Raw genomic sequence first — 23,666 nt, 5'->3', positions numbered from 1 at the left:
TCGCGGCCTCTCAGTTCACGATTGCCACCCTCACCTTCCCAAGAATCACTACGAATGATCCTGGGCAGCGAGCAGCGCTTCGCTGATATCCGCGATTGGTTCCCTCGGGGTTGGGTGATCGGGGGGTCACACCGTCCTCCGCGAGCCTAGCCCTTGCGCCATCAGAACTCCGTCCAGTCGCCCTCCCCGCCTGCGGCCGCCGCCTGCTTCGGCGCTCCCGTCGCCTCGATCCTTCGAGCGGGCTGCGCTGCTGACAGCGGCTGAACGACGGCCCGGTCAACCACGGGCTTCTGGCCGGCCGCGCCGTCGATTCCGAGATTGAACACGCTGACGGCCTGGACCAAGCTCGTCGCCTGCTCCTGGAGCGAACCCGCCGCGGCGGCCGCTTCTTCCACTAGTGCGGCGTTCTGTTGGGTCACCTGGTCCATCTGGGTGATGGCCTGGTTGATCTGCTCGATCCCCTGCGTCTGCTCCTGACTCGCTGCCGTGATCTCGCCCATGATGTCGGTCACGCGCTTCACCCCGTCGACGATTTCCTCCATCGTGCGGCCGGCATCCCCAACGAGCCTCGTGCCGGCGTCGACCTTCTCTACCGAATCGGCGATCAGGCCCTTGATCTCCTTGGCGGCCGAAGCGGAGCGCTGCGCGAGGCTGCGCACTTCCGCGGCGACGACGGCGAAGCCCCTGCCCTGCTCGCCCGCGCGCGCCGCTTCCACGGCGGCATTCAGCGCCAGGATGTTCGTCTGGAATGCGATGCCGTCGATGACGCCAATGATGTCCACGATCTTCTTCGACGAAGCGTCGATCGAGGCCATTGTTCCAACCACCTGCCCCACGACGTCGCCGCCCCTCACCGCGACCTCGGAGGCCGCGACGGCCAGTTGGTTCGCCTGGCGGGCGTTGTCTGCGTTCTGCTTCACCGTGGAGGTCAACTCCTCCATCGACGCGGCCGTCTGCTCGAGCGAGCTGGCCTGCTCCTCGGTGCGCGAGGACAGATCCTGGTTGCCGGTGGCAATTTGGCTCGAGGCCGTCGCAATGGTGTCGGTTCCCTGGCGGACTTCGCTCACGATGCGCAGCAGGTTCTGATTCATGGCCTGCAAGGCCAGCATCAACTTGCCAGTTTCATCCTTCGCGTCCACGGAGATCCTGGACGTCAGGTCGCCGGCGGCCACCTTCTCCGCGATAGTCACGGCCTCACCGAGCGGACGGGTGATGGAGTAGGTGATGGCCCAGGCCACGATCGCGCCTGAGGCAATCGCCAAAAAGCCAAGAACGAACATCATGGCTTGGGCACGGGCGTAGTCGGCCTCCGCCTTTTCAGCGGCGGTCTCGGCCAGATTGATCTGGTGCGCCACGAAGGCATCAATCTTCTTGATAGCGTTGTTGATTGCGGGCCGGGTCTCCCTGGTCAGCACCTCCGTTGCTTCTACATTTTTGTTGACCTTTGCGAGTTCGAACACCTTGTTGCTGAGCGGAACCGCAGCAGCGATCGCCTCGTCAATCTTCGCCATGAGGGCAAGGTCTTCGTCCGTAGCCAATGACTTCGTGATTCGTTCCTTAGCTTCACGGTACATCTTCCGCGCGCTGGCGACCTCCGCCAACTCGGCGTTGATCGCGGCCTCATCGGTCTGCAAGACAATCGTGCCCTGATATGCCTGAATGTCCCTAATCGAGTGGAGCATCTTGTTGGCCAGATTCACCTTGAAGTAGTCTGTGCTCACGATCTTGTCCAACCTCGCTTCGATGTTTCGCATCGAGTAGAGGCCAAGTCCGAGGACCAGGCCGAGAAGGACGAGCCCGGAGGCGAACACGATACCCAGGCGGGCGCCGATCCTGAGGTTGTTGAAGGATTTCATGTACTTTCGAGATTGAAGGTCAGGCGGGGGCGGTTGTCAGCTGCAACTCGTGTCTCAACCGGCACCCCATGCGCATCACTCGGACCATTGGGGCCGAGTACTACTCAGTTGCAAGAATCGCGTGCGGGAGACGCCCAAATTCGCGCTTGAACGCGCGACTGAAATGCGACATATCTGAGAATCCAGAACCGAGCGCTGCATCGGTGACAGTAGCAACCTGCTTCTCTGAAAGCGCCTTGTAGCTCGAGGCCAGACGCTGCTGCCAAAGCCACCGAATAGGCGTCGTTCCTTCGGCGGCAAAAACGCGATTCAATGTTCGCGGTGCGATGCTCTGAGCTCTCGCAATCGATTCCAGATCCAGATCCGTTTCGTGAAGGTGAGCCAGAATGTAGTTCTTTACCTGCGGTAGCAGGCGATGACGCTCTCTCTGCAAATTCTCGTTGCCGACAACTTCCAGGTCCAGCGCGGTCGCCAGAATGTCCATTGCCGATAAGGAAAGGCGATCCGCAACTTTGGTCTGCGTCATCACATCAAAAGTGCTCATGTGTTGCACGAGTGATCCAACGAGCGCTCCCATTTTCGAAGAGCCTGCAATGCGGTGGGCGGTGAAGCGGCGAACCTTTGGAATTCGAGAAACAAGAAGTGGACGCGGCACATTCACAATCACTACGCGCGAGCTATGGAATTCCAGACTGAAAGGCGTCGCTTGGTCATAGATGAACATGTCTCCCGCTGACGCGCTGGTGCGACGACGGTCTTGTTCGAGATCTACTCGCCCACTGAGTATGAGGTAGAGCATGAAATGGTCACGCTGGTCCACTCGGATCTCACCTCGGCCTCGGGTCATCAATATGCTCTCAGCTTGAAGCGACAGGGCCTCGCTCATGACAAGCGGGCCAAATTCCCGACTGGATACCCTTGCTCGAAAAGCTTGACCGACTGGCCTTTTGCAGACGGACAGGGAAAAGTTTTGACAGGTTGCCTGATGCCAATCGTCGAAACCATCCTCAGCGCTCCCGGTGGAGGTGTTGTCCATACTTAGCATTTCTTGCGTTTCCTACTGGAGATAAGGCGCTCTGAAACGGGCGTTCTTTCGCAACGAAAACTCCATCCTCGAGTGCGGGCGATAGGATATGACTCGAAACCTAACAGTGTCAACTTGACTAGGAACATCCCTTCCAGCCAGAGGGGCAGGCCACTGAATGCTGCTGGGTAAGCGACGCAATGCGATCCTGGGTGCGCGCTGCGTACTGCACCGGCTCCCACTGAGTCGCTCAGGAGCCCCTGCCGGGCTGGGCGATGCTTGCAGGCGTGATGCGACCGGCTAGCAAACAGTCCGTCCGCGTGTTCCAGGGCAAGTGGATGCCGCAAAGCGCTCATCCCATCTAACGGTTGATACTGGGCAGATCTCTGCATATCCATCCCCGCCTAACCCAGATCATAGAGGGCGATCTACCGGTGGTGTCAGGCTACTGAACGCCATGCTGTCCGGCGTGGTGGCAGCGACTTCGATCCGGACCTGCACGGGGCCGGGCATGCTGAACGCCTCGATGCCGGCCTCAACCCGGCCCAAAACCTGGATCGCCCCGCTGATCGCTTGCCCGTCGTGTCTGTGGAAGATTGTGAGGTCAGGGCCGGGTGACCAGCAGATCATGTCGCCGACCTCGTAGCTTTTCGTTCGCATCCCACTGCCAGTGATCGACCTGGGCAGCGGACCGAACTTCTCGCGTCCGAACAGATCGTGCATGGTGATCGTCATCGGAAGCATCGCAACGAATTCTCGGGCTGTGTCGTTGTCAGCAAGCGTGGCCGCAACCACCTTGTCATTCAAGATCAGGTGAACCTTCATGGTGAACCTCGACCGCTGATTTGCTGCGATGGGCGCGAAAAGCACTGGCTTTGCGCCTCACCGTGTGAGCCGCGGATGAAGGAGGATGCCTTCAACATCAGCCCACCCGGTCCCGGAAGGCGGCGTATCAACATGACGTCTGGTCTTCGTTCGGGAGTCATGAGCAACGGTCCCCGGGCGAGGTTCGACAACCCATTTCGCGAAAGGGTGCTGGCGAACCTGATCGCCGTAGGATGCGGAAGGGGCGTGACAACAATCGCTAGGTTGTCGGATGTCGGCTTGAACGGTGATGAATCAAGGATCATGTTGAACTCATGTTGCATGTGATGCGTGAAGGGCATCCGGGCCTTGGAACTTGGCAGTTGAGATTTGGGATGATTGGCTGCGCTAGTCCCGCGGTAGCAAGACATCATTGCCGTGCTGTGAGGCGATGGGGTGCACTCCGCAATTTGTTCGCCGACGGAACCCCTCATCGGAGATGACCGCATGCCGAGAAACGCCGCTCGACTTGAGCACGCTTTCGAAGGCGGCGGACCTGCTGTTCAACACGGGCCCATTTGCAGCGCTGGACACATCCTGTCTAGGCGATCGCAGGACTCTGGACTTCGATGTGTGCGCCACCCGTAGTTGTCGTCGTACTGATGCTCAGGGAGCCCTCGGCCGGACGGGGCCTAGGGTCCAAAGCTCGACCGTGCCTGGATCCCCCAACGCCCGTCCACCAGCGTCATGATGTAGAGCGACTCGTACATGCCGATGATGGTGTGGTCGGTCCGAAAACGCGTGTACGACAGCGCCACATGCGCTTTTTCGGCGTTGTGCTGGATGACCCTTCGTGATTCCCAGCGGCTGTAGGACCAGCCATCTTCTGCCTCCAGGCGCGCAAAAAGGTCCATGGGATTGCCACCCGGAGCCTGATAGACCTTAATCGACCGGCCGGCGTAGCGCGTGTGCGGAAAGTGCAGGCACGCATCCATTCCAATTGCATCGTGTGCGTTGAGCGCGGACATGAAATCGTCCAGCACCGCGTTGCACAGTTCCTGGATCGCGTCGCGGTCCGTCGGGTCAGGTGCGTAACTCGTGTGCATGCTCAATCGATAGTGATGCCGGCCTGCTTGATAACCACGCTCCAGATCTTGTCTTCCGCTTCCAGGAAACGTGCGTAGTCGGAGGGCTGGCTCGAGATTAGTTCGAGCCCCTGACTTGCGAATTGCTTCGCTACTGCAGGGTTGTGCGTGAACTCGTCTATTTCCCTTTGCAGGCGATCGATCACTTTTGGCGAAGTCTTGCCGGGCACGTGAATGCCGTACCACGCCATGAAGCTGAAGTTTGGTACCCCTGCCTCGGCGAAGGTCGGCACGTCGGGGAGCAACGGGCTGCGTGTGGGCGAAGTGACGGCAAGCGCACGCAGCTTGCCGGCGCGGATGTGTTGCAACGAAGTGATGAGGCTGTCGAACATGAAGGCGGTTTGCCCGCCGAGCAGATCGTTCATCGCAGGCGCGGCGCCTTTGTAGGGAATGTGCGTGAACTTGGCCCCGGTTCTCTGCATCAGCAGCGCAGCTTGCAGGTGCGGCGACGACCCATTTCCGTAGGATCCGAAGGTGAGCAGTTCCGGCGACTTCTTCGCTGCCGCGAGCAAGTCCGCTACGGATTTGTAGGAACTCGATGCGTTTACGACGAGGACGTTAGGACCTTGTGCGATCAACGACACGGGCGCGAGGTCCGCGTTCGGGTCGTACGGGAGCTTCTTAAACAGATGCTTATTGACGACCGCCTGCCCGATAGCCGCGAGCAGAACCGTGTGGCCGTCCGCCGGCGACTTGGCCACGAGGTCGGTCGCAATGACGCCACCGCCGCCGGGCCGGTTGTCCACAATTATGGGCTGTCCCATGGCCTGCTGGGCATGGTTGGAGAGGCTGCGCGCGATCGCATCTGTGATTCCGCCCGGTGGGAAGGGCACAAGCAGCTTCACCGGCTTTTCCGGGTAGCCCTCGGCCATGACGATGGAAGGCATGCCGATGGCTGCTGCAATTGCACTAGCCGCAATGGCGGTCGAGAGGATCAGTCGTTGAAGTCTCATGATTTTTCTCCACGGGATCAGGATGCAAGCGAAGGGGAAGGAAGGCGAAAGCGCGAGAGCTCCGAGAGCGCCTCGCGCATCTCCTGCTCGATACGCGCGACGATGTCCGCGAGCGGCTCGATGCGATCGGCGAAGGCCACCGCCTGGCCAAGCGACACTGTGCCGCTGCGACTGTCGCCGGTCTCATAGATCTTGCGGCCGAGTTGACCTGAGACATGGGGGCGCAGTACTTCGAAATCGCCGCCGTGCGAGCGCTCGAGTTCGTTCACCAGATCCGTGGTCTCGTTGCGGAGGGCGCGGACTGTGTTGCGCACGCTCTGCATGATCAATGCGGTGTCGGTCTCGCTCGACCGCACCAGCATTTCCTTGTACCGACGATGCGCCCAGATTTCCTCGGCGACCAGAAAGCGCGTGCCGATGGTCACGCCATCGACACCGAGCGCTAACGCCGCCACGACCTGTGCGCCCGTACCGATGCCGCCACCCAACAGGACGGGAATGTCGAGGCTCCTGCCCGCCAGTGCGCCCTGAACCATCGTGCCGACGAGATCGACCCCAGGATGGCCTCCGCACTCGGCACCTACCACGGAAACGGCATCCACACCGATTGCCTGCGCCTTGAGTGCATGGCGCAACGACGGCGCCTTGTGCAGCACCTTGATGCCGGCATGGTGCAGCAGCGGCAAATAGGGTTCGGGATTGCGCCCTGACGTCTCTACGTAGCGAACGCCGGCGCGCACGATTTCCTCAAAGGTCTCCTGCACGCGCTCGCCCGCCGTGGGCGCGGGCAGCATCGAGACGTTTACACCGAAAGGCAGGTCGCCCACCAGGTCCTGGCAGCGCGCGATCTCGTCGCGCAGCCCCGCCGTGGTGGCGTGACTCGACGCGGTGATGAAGCCCATCACGCCGGACTTGGCCGCCGCGGCCACATAACTCGCATCGGCAAGCCACTGAAGACCACCAGCGACGATGGGAAGACGGGTGCCGAAGAGGTCTGTGATTGCGTTGCTTGACTGAAATTGCATGCGGGCTCCGACAGTGTATTTAATGGAACGCCTGTTCCATTGTGCAAGTTTCCTACACTTAAGGCTCGATCGTCAATCCGCACCCTAAGACCCGCACGGCAGTAAGGCCTGGCATCAGCCCTTGCTTTTCCTTGAGTGCTCGCCAATAATGAATCCACTGTTCCATTTTACGCATCATGAAGCCATCTAGGAAACCCACCTCCCAGTCTGCCGATGAGGCGGACAAGGATCAGGTCTCCGCGCTCGCGCGCGGACTCCAACTGCTCGATGCCTTTGGTTCGGCCGAGCGATTCCTGAGCGTGCAGGATCTGGTCGAGCGCAGCAGCCTTCCTAAGGCGACGGTGTCGCGGCTGGCGCACACGCTGGCTGCCAACGGATACCTCGAGTACTCGGAAGATAAAGGCCAGTTCTATTTGGGTGCTCGCGTTATCTCGCTTGGCTTCTCGACACTGGGGGCGCTGCGCGTGCGCCAAGTCGCACGGCCCTTGATGCGGGATCTGGCCGACAGCTGTTCGGCCTCGGTAGGCATCGGCTTGCGCGATCGGCACACGATGCTCTACATTGAGAACGCGGCCAGTGCGGCCAACCAAAATTTCAGGCTCAACATCGGCTCACGGGTCCCGTTGGCCGCCTCCGCGTTAGGGCGGGCCTACTACTGCGGTTTGAACGACGGTGAACGCGAGCAGCTGCTTTCCCAGCTGTCGCAACGCGCCGGTTCCGAATTCGGGCAGATCAAGGCCTCGCTGGATGCCGGGCTGAAGGCTTATTCTGAACTCGGCTTCTGCCTTTCGGTAGGCGAATGGCAAAGCGACGTGAACGCGGTCGGCGTGCCGTTCCGCCCGGCTGACGGCACCGTCGTGCTGGGCTTCAATTGCTGCGGTCCGGCCTTCCAGCTGCCCGAACGTGACCTGCGCGAGACGTGGGGTCCGCGTCTGGTGAACATGGTGCGCAACGTCGAGGCGGCCGCTTCATTCCTCTGACCCGCAACGATCATGACAACCCCTTCATTCCTGCGCCTTCACGACGTGCCCGCATGGTGGGCCATACAGACGCCCGGGGCCATTGCGCTGCTTGAAGGTCGTCGCACCCTGACATACGCGCAACTCCAGCGCGCCGTCGACGACGCGAGGGCTGCCCTCACCGGGCTCGGTGTCATGCCGGCACAGCGCGTGTTGCTCGTAGCCGAGAACAGCATTGCCCTGGTGGCATTTGCACTCGCTGCCAGCAGTCTCGGCGCCTCATTCGTGCTGGTGAACGCGCGACTCTCGGCGCAGGAGATCGACGCCATTATCGAGCACGCGCAGCCGCAGGCGGAGATCTACATCGATGCCGGCTTCAAGGAAGGCGTCGCCCATGGGCTGCGACGTCGCGCGATCCCTCTGAACTGCGGCCAGGCAGGCCACGTGCGAGCGGTTGCCGCGACAAGGAGCTTCGAGCCCCAGCCTAGCGACGTGGCGGCGCTGATCTACACCTCGGGGTCCACTGGCAGGCCCAAGGGGGTCATGCTGACGCATGCGGGGCTGTTGTTCGTGGCGACAACCATGGCGAGCTTTCGGAAGCTCTCGCCCGCGGACCGCAGCTATGGCGTGCTTCCCATGTCGCACACGATGGGCCTGACGAGCGTGTTGCTCAGCACGCTCGCTGCCGGCGGCTCGGTGCTGTTGAGCGCGCGCTTCGAGGTCGAGGCGCTACTCGACGCCATCGAGACGCAAGAGCTCACGCACTTCCAGGGCGTGCAGGCGATGCACACGGCGCTGCTAGCACACCTCCGGCGCGTGGGACGCGCATTGCAGACGGGTCGAATGCGGTACATCTACGCGGGAGGATCGCCGCTCGACCCCACACTGAAAGCCGAGGTCGAGGCGCTCTTCGGACTTCCGTTGCACAACGGCTACGGCCTCACCGAGAGTTCGCCCACGCTCTGCCATTCGCGCTTGGGCGAGCACAGCAAGGAAGCCGCCGTCGGTCCGCCGATCCCGGGAGTCGCCATCCGCATCGTGGATGTCCAAGGCATGGATGTTGCCCCCGGGGAACCCGGTGAACTCTGGGCCAGCAGCCCCGGAGTCATGCTGGGATATTTCCGGGACTTGGAAGCGACCCAGGCCACGCTGTCCGGCCCGTGGCTGCACACTGGCGACATCGCCCGCCAAGATGTGAGCGGCAACGTCTTCCTTGTCGGCCGCATCAAGGACATCATCATTCGCTCGGGCTTCAACGTCTATCCGGCGGAGGTCGAGGCAGCCCTCAACGCGCATCCGGCGGTCGCGCAGTCCGCGGTAGTCGGGCGGGACGTCGAGCGCAACGAGGAGGTGATTGCTTTCGTGCAGCCCAAGCTAGGCCATCCCCTCGATGACGCAACGTTGACCTCCTTCCTCAAGGACCGTATCTCACCCTACAAGCGGCCATCGCAAATCGTGATCGTCGATGCGCTGCCAACCATGACGAACGGCAAAGTGGAGCGAACCGCCCTGAAGAAGATGGCGAGCACCATGCCGCGTCGACCGCACACCGCCGTTCCATCGACCTGATTCCCCACCTCCGGGCAAAGGCCCGGAATCCATGCTCGTGCGGCGTAGCCCACGCGATGCGTCTATCCAAGCCCCTTCAGGAGATTTCTATGCGTCAAGGTTCCTTCAGCATTCCCCCGATGGAGCGCGTCTTCTTCGGCCGTCCTTTCACTGAAGTCGTGATGGAAGAGGTCGAGCGTCTCGGTGCGCAGCGCGTCTTCCTCTTGGTGAGCAACACGCTCAACAACAAGACGAACGAGATCCGCAAAATGCAGGACGCGCTGGGCAGCCGCTTCGCCGCGATCTACGACGACATCCCGGCGCACATCCCGCGCGACGCGGTGCTACGCGCCTCCGCCATTGCGCGTGCGGCAGATGCCGACCTGATCGTCACGATCGGCGGCGGCTCCATCACCGACGCCGGCAAAAACGTGCAGTTGTGCCTCGAACACGACATCACCGAGTTGGACCAATTCGAGCCTTTCAGGCTCAAGACCGATCCCACTACCGGCGTCGTCGAGGCGCCAGTGTTCCGCGGACCCAAGGTGCGGCAGATCGCGGTCCCTACAACGCTGTCGGGCGGCGAGTTCCACCAGAGCGGTGGCTCCAACGATCCTGTGAAGAAGCTCAAACAGAGCATCCGCAATCCGCTGATGATTCCGCGCACCGTTGTCTTCGATCCGGCCCTCACCATGCACACGCCGCTCGGCCTCTGGTTGTCCACTGGCATGCGCGCCGTTGATCATGCAGTGGAGTCTTTCTACTCGCCCTATGGGAGTCCATTTGTCGACGGCACCTCTCTTCAGGCCCTGCGCGTACTTCCCAATGCCCTGAAGCGCACGAAGCGCGACCCGGACGACCTGGAAGCGCGCGCCGATGCGCAAGCCGGCATGTGGCTTTCGCAGATGGGTATGTGGTCGCTGGTGCCGATGGGAGCGAGCCACGGCATCGGCCATGTGCTCGCAGGCACCTTCCATGTGCCGCATGGGCATTGCACCTGCGTCACCCTGCCTGCGGTGCTGCGCTTCAACAAGCCGGTGACTGAAGCAAAGCAGAAGCTGTTGAGCGAGGCACTCGGCGACGCGCGGCGCGAGACCGGCGATCTCGTCGCCGAACTCATCGGCCAACTGGAGATGCCCGATCGGCTGCACAAGGTCGGCGTACAGCGCTCCGACTTCGAACTCGTGGCCAGGAACGCGCGGCTCGATCGATGGACGCACAGCAATCCGCGCAAGTTCACGAGCGAACAGGAGATCGTTGAATTGCTCGAGACGGTTGCCTGATCAAGGAAACGTGCTATGGCGCAATACGAGACCCTGCGGCTTGAGATTGAAAACGGCCTTGCTTGGCTAACTTTGTCTCGGCCAGAGAGCCTGAATGCCATGAGCCAGCAGATGCTGAAGGAGTTGCGCTCAGCACTCAAGGCAGTGATCGCATCGCCGGCGCGTTGCCTAGTGTTGACTGGCGAAGGTCGTGCGTTTGGCAGCGGCGCCGATCTTCAGGCGCCGCGCGTCGGGTTGGATTCGAACGACCCTGACGAGTTCCTCCGCGACTGGTTCGCACCGCCATTCCGCCTTCTGGCGGATTTGGAGATCCCCACGATCGCGGCCGTCAACGGCGCCTGTGTCGGCGCCAGCATGAGTCTCGCACTCACGTGCGACATCGTGATCGCTTCGCAGTCGGCATACTTCCTTCAACCATTCGTCAATATAGGGCTGGTTCCGGACCTCGGATCGAGCTGGCTCCTACCCCAAGCGCTCGGGCGCGCCCGGGCAACGGGACTGATGCTGCTGGGCGAGAAACTGCCTGCGGAAGATGCCGCCGCCTGGGGCCTGATCTGGAAGGCCGTCCCCGATAGCGACCTTCCCGCCGTCGTTCGCACAACGGCGCGCAGGCTCGCCGATGGCCCGGGGCAGAGCCCCGGTATGATCAAGAAACTCATGGCGCTCGCGCCACGCAATGGCCTCGAGGAACAGATGCGCGTCGAGATCGAAATGCAGCGCGTCGCTCTGCGAAGCCCCGATCACATCGAGGCGCGTGCGGCATTCCGGGAAAAGCGTCCGCCGCAATTTGTCCGTTAAACCGTGGTCTGACCAGTATGGCGCTGCACTGCGTAGAGCGTCTCGTCGTATGCCAGGGTTCAGGCACTCATCGGCCGAGATCTGCTGCGAAGACTTCGCGGGAGAGTGTGCACTTGCGCGGGTGTGACAAACGAGGCGCTCGGTGTCTCGCGAAGCGGCTTCTACGCGTGGCTGTCAAGCGACATCAGGAACAACCCCTAGGCCAAGAAGCCAACGAAGTCTGAAACGACGAGGTGCTCGGCGGCTAGGGAACATTGGGAGGGTAATTAGTCATCCGCCTGAACCGGTCCCGCGATCGGAACGCTGCGAGCGATCAAGCCGATGCACCAGGCTCGTCCACCTGCCTCCTGAGAAAGGCTATGAGCTCACTCCCCGAACGAAGAACGGTCCCGCGCTGGCCGGCTACGGCATCGTCATCATGGCCAACGCACTTAATAGGACGGTGACCACACTACCCGCCGACCTGTGGAACATTGACGTGGGATCGTTGCAAGGAGCTATCTGACACGCTCGGTTCACGATCGAATCCGAGGTGAAGGCCTTCTGCGGCAGTACTTCCTAAAGGGCACCAACCTGTCCGGATGGAGCGCCCAAGAGATCCAGGCTGTAGCGCGCGCTGAACACCACACGCAGGAAGGCGCTTGGGTGGAAGACATCAGCCGAAACCCCAGGGTGAGTACCATAAATCTGTTCAACAACCCCGTCCTGCGACGGCCGGTTGAATTCGCCCAGTACGGCAGCGAGCACTTCTACACCGCGCGCGCATGCACACGGCACGCTGTCGAAAGGAAGTTCAGCCTCTTGGCTGCGTGACTTGGTGTGCATGGAAACGAGGCAGGGTCACTTCAGGATGCCCCGTCTCAGGAGCGCACCGGTCGAAGCCGCACCGGCGACCGCGTAACTCCGTGATCCGCTATGCGACGTCCTGCCATGTGTGAAGTAAGTATCGCCAGCAAAAAAATCCCCACGCTAAGGAAGCTCAGGTAGTGGGCCCCGAACAGGTAGATCCCGAATGCTCCAAGAACGCCTGCTATCGTGACGCCCAAATAGGTCGCGGCGGTGTTCAAGCCGAGCAGGATGGGGGCGATATCTGGTGCCACAGTCACCAATCGAAACTGTTGCGGGCTCTGAATGCCCCATCCAGCGGCGCCCCACACCGCGATTGCCAAAACAGAGAGCCAGAGCGACGCGCTGGCCCAAGGTAGCAGCGTCATGACAGCGGCTTGCACCGTCAGCACCACCAGCATTACATGGGATGCACTGACTGTATCCAGAACGCGAGAAAGAGCAATGTTCGTCACGGTGCCACACGTGCCCCAGACTACCAGCAGTAATCCGAATACGACGGCATTGGCCAGAACGCGATCGAAAACCACCGAGAAGTAGATGTAAACCAGGAAGTTTCCGGCCATGCCCAGAAACGTTGTGAGCAACGTCCATCCAACGCGCGAGTCTCGCAAGGGACTCAGACGTGCACTGAGACTAATCTTCGGCGGCAGCGGCACGTTCCTCAGCAGGCCTATGATGCCGAGAGCCGCAGCAAGACCCATGGCGGAGACGAAATACATCGTCCAACGCCAGTCGGCGAGACCTCCGATGACCGTGCCGATTGGCGAGCCCAAAGCTGTCGCCGCAGTGAGGCCCGCAACTATGACTCCGATGGCCTGGCCTCGACGCTCCGGCGCAACGATGGTGGCACCTGTCCCGGTGGCGATTGGCGCGTACATTGCCGCGCCAAGCCCGGCGAAAACTCGCGAAATCAGGGCAATAGTGAAGGTCGGAGCAATTGCAGTCGCCAGGTTAGCGAGTACAAAAATGCCCAGCCCCGACAGCATCAACTGCTTGCGCGAAACGTTCGCCGCGATGGCTGCGACAGTCGGCGCAAGCAGCGCATACGCAATCGCGTAGACGGTCGTCAGCTGACCAGCAACGCCAATATCTACATTGAAGCCCTTCGCAATCTCCGGTAGCACCCCTGCCACCACGAACGTACCCGTCCCCAACGCAAACATCCCGAGAGCTAGAACTAACAGTCGCTTATCCAACGTCTTCTCCACCGCAATATTGAAAGGTCTTCACGCAACTGCTTGGTTGCATCATGCAACTTTACTCGGAATAGTTGTTTGATGCAACGTAATCGGCCAACCGCCCCACCTTGGGATCTGAAGCCGAGCCGGAGACCATGCTGTCCATCTAAATCGGCTGGACACCTATGGACGTCAATCCGAAGCAATGCCACTGTCACAGCGCAGCGTTCAAGACGCAGGGTTCTGCGGCATGCGCGGAACCTGGCGCTTCCGTTGCGGCGGTCGCGTTGTCGTTTGGGCTGAACGACAACTCTCGTGCATCAATGGCGTCGCGGCCGCGGGGCGAGTCCCGCGCCATCTCCAGCAAGTGCCGCGGTCGAGCGTGCGCGGGAGTTTGTCGAGTTGTCGCTGCCTGCGCCGCCGCCGGCTCCGGCGCCAGCGTTCGCAGCGGCCAGTACCGAGACGATCCGACTCAGATTCAAGCGCGAGGCCCTCGGCGTCAGCAATGTGTGGCCGGTCTCGGCGGCGGTCGCCTGTGCAGCATGGCTGCGCGAGTTGTTGCGATGATCCGATGATCCGCATCGACGCCTTTTGGCTTCGCACCATGCGTGCCGGCGCCGAGCGCTTGAAGGCTCATGTCGTGCATGCCTTAGGCAGTGCCCGGGCGCATTGGCCAACGTGCGAGCCGCCGGCCGCTTTGTTTGGCCGAGCGACAGCAGCGCAGCGACCCCGCTGACATTGACGCAGGCGCAGTTCGATGCGCTATTCGTGCGACCACCCTGGGCGCGCCTGCGAAGGATGACAGTGATCACCCGTCTATTGCCCTTCGCAGGGAGCGCGTTCCGAGCGCAACTCGCAATGACGCGAAGCAGCGGGGCTTGAATGATGGGAACCCAATGCAGGACCAGCGCAACCTCAAGGACAAAGACCTCCAAGTCTGAGCCCCAAGGCGGTCACGGGCGCTCGCGCAGCAGATGCTGCAGCAGGTCCAGCGCCAGGCTCAGGTCATTCGCCTGAAGGACGCTACGCTCGAGAAGCCCAGGTGCGAACTGGCACGTCACAAGGCCTGGGAGTTTGTTGCGAAGTCCGAGGCGATGAGCGCGGTAGCAGCGCCGGCTGTTCGAGGAGACACTGGCCGAGGACTGCGCCCACACAGTTGAACAGCCGCATCGAAGAACTGCTTCCCCACATCCCGCGCGCTAAGCACGCCACCGCTACCGCGGCGATGCTCGCCCGCCCGTCAACCATGGGACGGCCAGCCGCCTACGATGCAACAGATGGGGGTGAAGTGTCGAAGAGGGCGCTCCAACAATGAGGTAGACGTGCGCTACTGGACGCCGGAATATCCTGGGCCGGGCTGTCAACCACCGCAACAGTGGTCAGGCTTCTGTGTTGTGCAGGCCGACCTTCGGTCGGATGGTTCCGAGCACCCTCTCGTTTCGCCCGGTGATGACGTCGCGAGTAGTCTTCGTGGCGCCTGGGCCGGGCGCGTAGCGCACCTCGCGGAACGCCAGAGGCTTGCCCCCTTTCGCTTGGACTGTCATTGTCTCAATCGGGCGGCCTGTTCGATGCTCAACCAGCTCCGTTGGAGGCTTGCCATGAGGGCACAACCACCGATCGCCCCACTGCATCAGTGCAACGATGACCGGATGCAGGTCCTCCCCCTTCTGTGTCAACCGATAGCCGTCTGTGTTCGCACGGTCCGCAAGCGGGTATCGCTCGATAATCCCCAGCGCTGATAGCCTCTCCAGTCGAGCCGTGAGGATGTTTCGAGCGATGCCAAGCTCTTTTTGGAACTGATCAAAGCGACACATCCCGTGCATCATTTCGCGCACAAGAAGCAGGGACCACCACTCGCCAACCTCCTCCAAGGAACGAGCGATAGAACAGTTCATGCCGGTGAAGCTCTTTCGTTGCATTGGAAATTTTACAAATAAGTTTCATGGAGCAACAGTTCAGTCGACCGAAGCCGGCGTCGCCGAGTTGCATTATGCAACCACGATAGCATGATCGTCAGCTCGCGGTCGCAACATCGTGCGTATCGGCACTCCAACGCATGGCCCCAGGCAATGGATGGCAGCTGTGGAACTGCCCGGGAGGGCCTATTGGCCCGGGCTTGCGCCGATACAGGCGCACCTACGGGGCGTCCAGTAGTGGTCGCCTGACGGTGAGAAGGTTGGCCAGGTCTGCGGCCACGCTGAGGAAGCGCCTTCTCATCGTCGATGGTGCCGGTACTCAGCCGAAAGCCTTGCGCCTGCCCACTGGTTGCTTTTCTTGGACTGCTTCCTCTCTGGGTCGCGCGCGCCCGAGGCATTCCTGGTGGAACTGGGCGCGGCGATGACCGTGGCATCCACGGGTCCTTCGGCATGAAGGCCACGTGGCGGTCGCTATGCGCGTAGCAAGCTGATCCACCGGGTGGTGACCACCTCGGGCAACGTGCATCTCCACGGGCGGATCGCTCAGGTTGCAGAGTGCTGCAGGAAGTGGATGCGCAGCATCCGCTCCAGGCCCCCCGGGTGGCGACCGCGACCAGCCTTGGGGTAGTGCGGCTCGCGATCAACGCACACAACTGCGCCCACGCTCATACTCAGCCGCCGCCCGGTCGCTATCGCAAAGCCATATGTCGGGGGGCAGAGGTCTAGTTCAGGCCGCCGGTGGAGCAACGGTTCCGATGAGCCGCTCCAAGCGAAGTGCGATCTCGAGCAACTTCTTGTCATTTCCAGCTCTAGCATCCAGCTCCAGACCGATTGGAAGCCCGTTGCCCAGGATGCCCATTGGCAGGCTGATTCCTGGCAACCCAACGATGTTGCCTGGGTGGGTGTTCTTCGCCAAGAAGGTATCGATGACTTCATTGCCCGCGACCTTGAACTTCCATTGGTTCTCGATTGCCGGCGCCGTGCAGCCGGTGGTCGGGAAGATCAAGGCATCCGCGCGAGCGAACGCGAGCGTGTTGTAGCGGCGCTGCAATTCGGGGCGATTTCGCTCCATGACTGCGCTGTAGGTGGCGTCAGAAGTGAAGTCTGGAGCACCGGTCACCACGAAGCGCCCCCAGCGCGCCTTCAAAACGGGGTTGATCTGAGCATAGATCTGCTCAAAAGTGACCGGTACATCGTTCTTCGCGAGGAAGTCCCGGATCTCGGGCATTGTCTCGTGAAAGAAAACAGGCCATGTGGAACTCTCGACCAGCGGCCTGAAGTCGCTACCGAGATCCACCTCAACGATCTCAGCGCCGGCATCCTTGATCTGGCGCAGTCGCTCTCGGAACAGGCGTTCGACATCCTGATCCACGGAATCCAGGTACTGTCTCGGCGCGTAAGCCAGCTTAACCCCCTTAAGGCCGCGTTGTTCCTTAGATACAGCGGTGCTTGTCTTGGTGACGATTCCATCGACCAAAATGCAGTCTTCAACGGCGCGAGCCAGTAGTCCGATTGCATCAAGCGTGCCGGAGATTGGTGCGGTTCCCTCCGCCGGCCAACGTCCAGGCGTGGGCTTGAATCCGACGACACCGCACAGCGACGCTGGAACCCGGATCGAGCCAACCGTATCGCCGCCCATTGCCGCGGGCACAATGCGCGCGGCCACAGATGCGCCAGCGCCACTCGAGGAGCCGCCAGTGATGTGCGCTTGGTTGTAAGGATTTTTTACCTGCCCGTGGTGTTGGTTGTATCCCGTCAGGTTGTAAGACATCTCTGCGAGATTGTTCTTTCCGAACACAATTCCGCCAGAGTCCTTCAACAAGGTCACGGCAACCGCATCGCGCCCCGGCCTGAAGCCATCGAGCACTTTCGTCCCGATCGTCGTCGGCAAGTCGCGGGTCAGGTAACTGTCCTTGACACCAATCGGGACGCCAAGCAGCGGCCCCGTCTTACCAGCTGCCCGATCCTTGTCCGCTGCGCGCGCTGCCGCGAGGACTGCGGCCTCGTCAATCGTAATGAACGCGTTCAGTCCGGCATTGGCACGTGCGCGGCCAAGCAGCGCTCCAGCATAGGCCTCCGAACTGATCGCCCCTTCTCGGATCAAGCGTGCGGCTGCGACCAAGCTGAGCTCGTGCAGTTCCGAGCTGGCGCCACCCTGCGCTGCCTGGCCCAAAGAAATACCGGAACCCAAAAACGCCGTAGCGGCCGCGCCCTTGAGCAGTTGACGGCGGTTCACAAAGTCGGTCTCAACTGGTGGCCCGTCGGGGTTGATCGAAGCTTGCTTCAACTTGTGGCTCATAGAAATCCTCACTACTTTTCACTGGGATGCCGACCAAGAAAGGCCGACGCTCTATCGACAGGACACTTTCTGTGACCTGGGATCTATTTGACGGCCCTCACGACCGGGGGGCCTCTCGAGTCGCTGCGGGGATAAGACGCGACGGCTTGATCTACGGCAGTTCATAACGCAGCGTGGTCCGGTATAGCAGCCAAACTGACACCAACATGCGCCAAGACTTTCCAGTTCGTGCAGCACCAACTCCGCGGTAGTCGTCTGAAGAATGATCGACCGAGGACCGCCATTAACTTAACAGCGTTATAGTGACATGAAATCTCTGAGATTTCAAGGCGAGAGCCGTTAGTGATCTTCCCTATGAGTGATTCTGTAACTTCTAGCTCAACCACCCTTAACGTTGTTATGTAGCCTTTACAGCACGGCGAAGACCGGACACGCGAAACGCGACGCCTTTCGCAGCCCACAGGTTCACCACCATTGCACCGTGGAAGGGACTCCTCGTCCTCTACTCCACAGCCTTGACCATGTCCTCCACGACCTTCTTGGCATCACCGAAGACCATCATGGTCCTGTCCATATAGAAGAGCTCGTTGTCCAAGCCGGCGTAGCCGGCTGCCATGGATCGCTTGTTCACGATGATGGTTTTGGCCTTGTAGGCCTCCAAGATAGGCATACCATAGATCGGGCTGCCCTTGATATGCGCCGCAGGGTTCACAACGTCGTTGGCCCCCAGGATCATGGCCACGTCCGCCTGCCCGAACTCTCCGTTGATGTCCTCCATCTCGAACACTTGGTCATACGGCACCTCGGCTTCCGCGAGCAACACGTTCATGTGCCCCGGCATGCGGCCGGCCACCGGGTGGATCGCGTATTTCACGGTGATGCCCTTCTCCGTCAGCTTCTGGGCCAGTTCCTTCACGGCATGCTGGGCGCGCGCGACGGCCAGCCCGTAACCCGGGACGATCACCACGGTTTCGGCATTGCCCAGGACGAAGGCCGCGTCGTCGGCGCTGCCGCTCTTGACCGGGCGCTGCTCCTTGGCGCCGCTGGCCGCCGTGGTCGTCTCCCCACCAAACCCGCCCAGGATCACGTTGAAGAAGGACCGGTTCATAGCCTTGCACATGATGTAGCTCAGGATGGCTCCAGAGCTCCCGACCAGCGATCCGGCAATGATCAGCATGCTGTTGTTCAAGCTGAACCCAATGCCGGCGGCCGCCCAGCCAGAGTAGCTGTTGAGCATGGACACCACTACCGGCATGTCCGCCCCGCCGATGGGAATGATGATCAATACCCCGATGACGAAGGCCAAGGCCAGCATGGAAACGAAGGCGCTCCAACTGCCGGTAGCCATGAAGGCCAAGCCCAAGCCGACGGTGGCGAGACCCAGCACCAGGTTGAGCAGGTGCTGGTACCGAAACTGGACGGGAGCACCCTGGAACAGACGGAACTTGTATTTGCCCGAGAGCTTGCCAAAGGCGATGACAGAGCCGCTGAAAGTGATGGCACCGATGGCCGCGCCCAGAAACAGCTCCAAGCGGTTGCCGACCGGGATAGGGTCGCCCACCGCAGCGATGCCAAAAGCACGGGGCTCAGCAACCGCCGCCACGGCGATGAAGACCGCGGCCAGGCCGATCATGCTGTGCATGAAAGCCACGAGTTCGGGCATCTTGGTCATCTCGACCTTGCTAGCCATGTATGCGCCCAGGCCGCCGCCTATCACCAGTGCGACTAGCACGTAGGCGAGGCCTGCCGGGTTGCCGTTGGCTAACTTGTAGATCAGCGTAGTGGTGGTCAGCACGGCGATCGCCATGCCGACCATGCCAAAGATGTTGCCCCGGATCGAGGTGGTCGGATGGGAGAGGCCTTTAAGCGCCTGGATGAAGCAAGCACTGGCAACGAGGTACAGCAGCGTGACGAAGTTCATCGACATGTCAGTGGCCCTCCGCCTTGCCCACGCTACCGGCCGGCTTCTTGTCCTTCTTCTTGAACATCTCCAGCATGCGCCGGGTGACTAGGAAGCCGCCGAAGACGTTCACCGCCGCCAGCGCCACGGCGAGCACGCCCATGGCCTTGCCGAGCGTAGATTCGGTGAGAGCCGCGGCCAGCATCGCGCCGACGATGACGATCGCGGAAATGGCGTTGGTCACGGCCATCAGCGGCGTGTGCAGCGCCGGGGTGACGGTCCAGACGACGTGATAGCCGACGTAGATGGCCAGCACGAAGATGGTCAGGTTGATGAGGGTGTGGGAGGTTTCCATGTCCGTGGTTCCTGTTATTTGCGCTTGACTTCACCGCCCTGGGCGACCAAGCAGGCGGCGACGATGTCGTCTTCGAGGTCGATCTTGAGTCCACCCTCTTTGGGCAGCACGAGCTTGAGGAAGTCAAGCACGTTGCGCGCGTAGAGCGAGGAGGCATCGGCCGCCACCAGCGCAGGCAGATTGGTCTCGCCCACGAGGGTGACGTCGTGTTTGACGACGGTACGGTCGGTTTCGGTCAGGGGGCAGTTGCCGCCACCGTCGGGGCCACGGCCCGCCGCTATATCAACGATGACCGATCCGGGCTTCATTGACCGGACCATCTCGACCGTAATCAGGGTTGGCGCGGGGCGGCCGGGGATCAAGGCGGTGCTGATGACGATGTCGGCCTGGGCGATGCGTTTGGCGACTTCTATCCTCTGGCGGTCGAGCCAGTTGGGGGGCATGGGGCGCGCATACCCCCCTGTGCCCTGGGCGGCCTCTCGTTCTTCGTCGTTTTCGTAGGGAACGTCGATGAACTTGGCGCCTAGGGATTCAACCTGCTCCTTGACACTGGGGCGCACGTCCGATGCTTCGATGACCGCGCCCAGCCGTTTGGCAGTGGCGATGGCCTGTAGCCCGGCCACGCCTACGCCGAGGATGACCACGCGCGCAGCCTTTACCGTGCCGGCTGCCGTCATGAGCATGGGAAAGAAGCGCTGGTACTTGTCCGCCGCGACCATGACTGCCTTGTAGCCCGCGATATTGCCCTGCGAACTCAACACATCCATGCTCTGGGCGCGGGTGGTTCGCGGGGCAGCCTCCAAGGCGAAGGCAGTTAGGCCTGCGGCCGCCAAGCGGTCTAGGCCCGACCGGTCGAAGGGGTCGAGCATGCCCACCAAGGCAGCGCCGGGCCGCATGAGGGACAACTCGGGCTCGGTGGGTGGGCGGACCTTGAGCACGATCTCACTGCCGTACGCGACGGCGACGTCGACAATCTCGCAGCCCACCGCGGCATATGCTGCATCGGGAACGCTGGCGGCCAGGCCGGCACCGGACTGCACTCGTACGACGTGACCTTGCGCAATCAGTTTCTTGGCCGTCTCCGGCGTCGCTGACACGCGAGTCTCTCCCGATACGGTCTCCAAGGGAACAGCTATTTGCATGGGAGTCTCCTCCCGGCGGTGATGGATTGGATGGGGGGCTTCATACTGGGTTGACGAAAACTGTCGTGGTGAACAGTCATAACCTTACACTGTTAATATTGGCTTTGCAACTGTCGCAGGTGGTTTTGAGCACCGCTACGGGCGAGGTGCCGCTGCAAACGCTCTCCTTGCCGCGACTTCCTAGTCGCGTTCAGCGTCTAGGACTACGCGGTTTCGCACGGAGGTTCGCTCGCTATGGCATGTCCGTAAACCCCCACGTCCACATATCTTGACACTGTTATGTTTATGAAAGGATAATTCCTCGAAATCGCGCAGGCGCATCCTCATGACCACTGGAAAGGGCTGGAGCGCTGCACGCTCTGCTCATGCTTACCGAGGTTGCCGTGCAGTGAGATTGCTCTGCCCTTCATTCCTACTAGCTTGGGTTCTCATCAACGCGTATTCGCAATTTGAAACGAAGGGAACAACTCATGTTCAGCAACGACCTCTTGAAGGGAAAACGTATCCTCATCACCGGCGGCGGCACCGGCCTGGGCCGCGAGATGGCGACCCGCTTCGCCGAACTCGGCGCCGACCTCTACCTGTGCGGTCGCCGTCGCGACGTAGTCGAAACTACCGCCCGCGAAATCGCCGCGGCCCATGGTGTGCAGGTGAAGGCTGCCGCGCTTGACATCCGCGACGCCGAGGCTGTGGACCGGTATATCGCCTCCATCTGGGAGGATGGCGGTCCGCTGGACGGGCTGCTCAACAATGCTGCTGGCAACTTCATAAGCCGCACGGAGGATCTGTCGCACCGCGGGTTCGATGCGGTCGCCAATATCGTCATGCATGGCACCTTCTACGTGACCCACAGCGTAGGCAAGCGCTGGGTCACCGACGCCCGCGCTGCAATCGTCCGCGGCGAAGCGCCGCCCATGCGAAGTGTGATGTCCATCTTGGTCACCTGGGTGTTCAACGGCGGGCCCTTCGTTGTGCCCTCAGCGATGGCCAAGTCGGCCATCGCCAACATGACGAAGTCCCTGGCTGCAGAATGGGGCCGCTATGGCGTGCGGCTCAATGCCGTGGCGCCGGGAGAGTTCCCCACCGAAGGCATGAACGCTCGGCTGTCTCCCGGACAGAAGACCATCGGCCGAGAGGAACTCAACCCTATGAAACGCGTCGGCCGTATGAGCGAGTTGCAGAATTTGGCCACCTTTCTGATGGCCGACGGCGTTGACTGGATGACCGGCCAGATCATCACTATTGACGGTGGCAACGCATTGGCCACTGGCGGCAACTTTTACGCCTACCGCAGCTACGAAGACGAGGACTGGGCCCGCATCCGCGAAACCATCCGTACGCAGGACCAGAAGGACAAGCAAGTGGCTCGCGCCGCTTAAACCATCCGAGGAGAAGCCATGCAATCTATCGCCAGCCCTGCACCCGGTGTGCACAACTTTGCGCCCATCGACCGGGTTCTCTTCAACCAGGACGCGGCTGAAGCCGTACGGGCGGAAGCTCAACGTTGGGACTGCCAGCGAGTCTTGCTGATGGTCAGCACCTCCCTGAATCGACAGACGGATGAGATCCGTCGCATCGAGGCAGCCCTGGGACCGCGCCACGCCGAAACTCTCGATGGTGTGCCGCAACACACGACCCGCACTGCCATTTCGAAGGCCACCCGCGCTGCACTGGCCGCGAGGGCCGACTTGATCGTGGCGGTAGGCGGCGGCTCGGTTATCGACGCAGCGAAGATGACTCTCCTCTGTATGGAGCGCGGCATGACCGACGACCACCTGCAGGGACTAGACCCACTGGAAGTGAAACGTGACGAAAAGGGCGCCCTAGTGCGCCCCGTCTATCCGGGACCGAGCGTGCGCATGATCGCGGTTCCAAGCACCCTTAACGGTGGTGAATTCAATGGCGGTTGCCTAGTGACGGACGAACGTCACCACCATAAGCAAACCTTCTACCATCCGCTGCTTATGCCGCGCGCAATCGTCCTGTCTCCGGCTCTCACCGTACACACGCCTGAGGCGCTGTGGCTGGGCTCGGCGACCCGCGCCATGGACCACGCCATTGAGGCGCTGTTGTCTGTAAATGCCACGCCACTAGCAGACGCCGTGGTACTCGATGGCATCGGCCGCATGGTCGAAGCGCTACGCCGCTGGCGTGAGGCGCCATCGGATCTGGCGCGCCGCGCTGACTGCCAGCTTGCGTCTTGGCTGTGCTCCTTCGGCCTGTCCAGTCATGGCGGCGGTGGGCGACTGATGATGGGCCCAAGCCATGCCATCGGGCACGTGCTGGGAGGCACATGCAACGTGCCGCATTACTTTTGCACCCCGGTCCTGATGTCAGCCATCTTGCGCTGGAGCGAGCCGGCCACGTCGGCCAAGCAGCAACGCCTCGCGGTCGCACTTGGACATCCGGAACTGCCAGCGCACAAGGCTTTCGCTCAGCTGGTCCAGGAACTGAAACTTCCGGGGAATCTGGGTGCAGTAGGCGTCGATGCATCCCAGTTCCAGACCATCGCAGACATCGCAATGCGCGAGATCTTCATCCATGGCTCCGCCATGAGTATCCAGGGTAAGGCCGATGTCATCAAGATTCTTGAGTTGGCGTGTTAGCCGCCCCTGAACAGAATGGCGCGTAA

18 protein-coding genes and 3 pseudogenes are annotated in these 23,666 nt (G+C 61.4%); 7 read left to right on the top strand and 14 right to left on the bottom strand.

What is annotated here, in order from left to right; all coding sequences use genetic code 11:
- Positions 1–161: 161 nt before the first annotated feature.
- From AC1DF3_RS31430 to AC1DF3_RS31405, 6 genes are all read right to left on the bottom strand, one after another.
- Positions 162–1,856: a methyl-accepting chemotaxis protein gene (locus AC1DF3_RS31430; protein WP_478141996.1), complete on the bottom strand. Its 1,695-nt coding sequence runs from the start codon at positions 1,854–1,856 to the stop codon at positions 162–164.
- Between the two features lie 100 nt (positions 1,857–1,956).
- Positions 1,957–2,892 carry a helix-turn-helix domain-containing protein gene (locus tag AC1DF3_RS31425; RefSeq protein ID WP_478141995.1) on the bottom strand — a complete coding sequence of 312 codons (936 nt, stop codon included), beginning with the start codon at positions 2,890–2,892 and terminating at the stop codon, positions 1,957–1,959.
- 402 nt (positions 2,893–3,294) lie between these two features.
- Complete coding sequence (locus tag AC1DF3_RS31420) at positions 3,295–3,705, bottom strand: cyclophilin-like fold protein (RefSeq protein WP_478141994.1); 411 nt, start codon at positions 3,703–3,705, stop codon at positions 3,295–3,297.
- A 671-nt stretch (positions 3,706–4,376) separates the two neighbouring features.
- A complete protein-coding gene (locus tag AC1DF3_RS31415; protein WP_478141993.1) occupies positions 4,377–4,790 on the bottom strand; it encodes a hypothetical protein in 414 nt (137 codons plus the stop codon).
- A gap of 2 nt (positions 4,791–4,792) precedes the next feature.
- Complete coding sequence (locus tag AC1DF3_RS31410; RefSeq protein WP_478141992.1) at positions 4,793–5,782, bottom strand: Bug family tripartite tricarboxylate transporter substrate binding protein; 990 nt, start codon at positions 5,780–5,782, stop codon at positions 4,793–4,795.
- A 17-nt stretch (positions 5,783–5,799) separates the two neighbouring features.
- Positions 5,800–6,807, bottom strand: a complete 1,008-nt coding sequence (locus tag AC1DF3_RS31405; protein ID WP_478141991.1) for an NAD(P)H-dependent flavin oxidoreductase — start codon at positions 6,805–6,807, stop codon at positions 5,800–5,802.
- Positions 6,808–6,983: 176 nt separating this feature from the next.
- Between AC1DF3_RS31405 and AC1DF3_RS31400 the strand changes: the two genes are divergently transcribed.
- From AC1DF3_RS31400 to AC1DF3_RS31380, 5 genes and pseudogenes are all read left to right on the top strand, one after another.
- On the top strand, positions 6,984–7,787 hold the full coding sequence (locus AC1DF3_RS31400) for an IclR family transcriptional regulator (RefSeq protein WP_478141990.1): 804 nt from the start codon (positions 6,984–6,986) through the stop codon (positions 7,785–7,787).
- Positions 7,788–7,799: 12 nt separating this feature from the next.
- On the top strand, positions 7,800–9,335 hold the full coding sequence (locus tag AC1DF3_RS31395) for a class I adenylate-forming enzyme family protein (RefSeq protein ID WP_478141989.1): 1,536 nt from the start codon (positions 7,800–7,802) through the stop codon (positions 9,333–9,335).
- Positions 9,336–9,424: 89 nt separating this feature from the next.
- Complete coding sequence (locus AC1DF3_RS31390) at positions 9,425–10,597, top strand: iron-containing alcohol dehydrogenase (RefSeq protein ID WP_478141988.1); 1,173 nt, start codon at positions 9,425–9,427, stop codon at positions 10,595–10,597.
- Positions 10,598–10,612: 15 nt separating this feature from the next.
- On the top strand, positions 10,613–11,395 hold the full coding sequence (locus AC1DF3_RS31385) for an enoyl-CoA hydratase-related protein (protein WP_478141987.1): 783 nt from the start codon (positions 10,613–10,615) through the stop codon (positions 11,393–11,395).
- 252 nt (positions 11,396–11,647) lie between these two features.
- A pseudogene (locus tag AC1DF3_RS31380) lies at positions 11,648–12,117 on the top strand (transposase); the annotation flags it as partial.
- Positions 12,118–12,255: 138 nt separating this feature from the next.
- Here AC1DF3_RS31380 and AC1DF3_RS31375 read toward each other — a convergent pair.
- From AC1DF3_RS31375 to AC1DF3_RS31340, 8 genes and pseudogenes are all read right to left on the bottom strand, one after another.
- Positions 12,256–13,452, bottom strand: coding sequence for an MFS transporter (locus AC1DF3_RS31375; protein ID WP_478141986.1), 1,197 nt, complete (start codon positions 13,450–13,452; stop codon positions 12,256–12,258).
- A 1,349-nt stretch (positions 13,453–14,801) separates the two neighbouring features.
- A complete protein-coding gene (locus tag AC1DF3_RS31370; RefSeq protein ID WP_478141985.1) occupies positions 14,802–15,341 on the bottom strand; it encodes a winged helix-turn-helix transcriptional regulator in 540 nt (179 codons plus the stop codon).
- A 339-nt stretch (positions 15,342–15,680) separates the two neighbouring features.
- Positions 15,681–15,779: pseudogene (locus AC1DF3_RS31365) on the bottom strand (IS5/IS1182 family transposase); the annotation flags it as partial.
- Positions 15,780–15,872: 93 nt separating this feature from the next.
- A pseudogene (locus AC1DF3_RS31360) lies at positions 15,873–15,974 on the bottom strand (transposase); the annotation flags it as partial.
- 91 nt (positions 15,975–16,065) lie between these two features.
- Entirely contained in the window at positions 16,066–17,637 is a 1,572-nt protein-coding gene (locus AC1DF3_RS31355; protein WP_478141984.1) for an amidase family protein, read from the bottom strand.
- A 502-nt stretch (positions 17,638–18,139) separates the two neighbouring features.
- Positions 18,140–19,564, bottom strand: coding sequence for an NAD(P)(+) transhydrogenase (Re/Si-specific) subunit beta (locus tag AC1DF3_RS31350; RefSeq protein ID WP_478141983.1), 1,425 nt, complete (start codon positions 19,562–19,564; stop codon positions 18,140–18,142).
- A gap of 1 nt (position 19,565) precedes the next feature.
- Positions 19,566–19,892, bottom strand: coding sequence for an NAD(P) transhydrogenase subunit alpha part 2 (locus AC1DF3_RS31345; protein WP_478141982.1), 327 nt, complete (start codon positions 19,890–19,892; stop codon positions 19,566–19,568).
- A 14-nt stretch (positions 19,893–19,906) separates the two neighbouring features.
- Positions 19,907–21,034 (bottom strand): Re/Si-specific NAD(P)(+) transhydrogenase subunit alpha, encoded by a 1,128-nt coding sequence (locus AC1DF3_RS31340; protein WP_478141981.1) that lies wholly within the window; start codon positions 21,032–21,034, stop codon positions 19,907–19,909.
- Between the two features lie 470 nt (positions 21,035–21,504).
- Between AC1DF3_RS31340 and AC1DF3_RS31335 the strand changes: the two genes are divergently transcribed.
- Both AC1DF3_RS31335 and AC1DF3_RS31330 read left to right on the top strand, forming a co-directional pair.
- On the top strand, positions 21,505–22,413 hold the full coding sequence (locus AC1DF3_RS31335) for an SDR family oxidoreductase (RefSeq protein ID WP_478141980.1): 909 nt from the start codon (positions 21,505–21,507) through the stop codon (positions 22,411–22,413).
- Between the two features lie 18 nt (positions 22,414–22,431).
- Positions 22,432–23,640, top strand: coding sequence for an iron-containing alcohol dehydrogenase (locus tag AC1DF3_RS31330; protein WP_478141979.1), 1,209 nt, complete (start codon positions 22,432–22,434; stop codon positions 23,638–23,640).
- Positions 23,641–23,666: the final 26 nt, after the last annotated feature.

This window comes from Variovorax sp. 10N432 (assembly GCF_056394465.1).
Note: the sequence above shows the minus strand (reverse complement) of the source record. Positions and strands in the feature narration are given on the sequence as shown.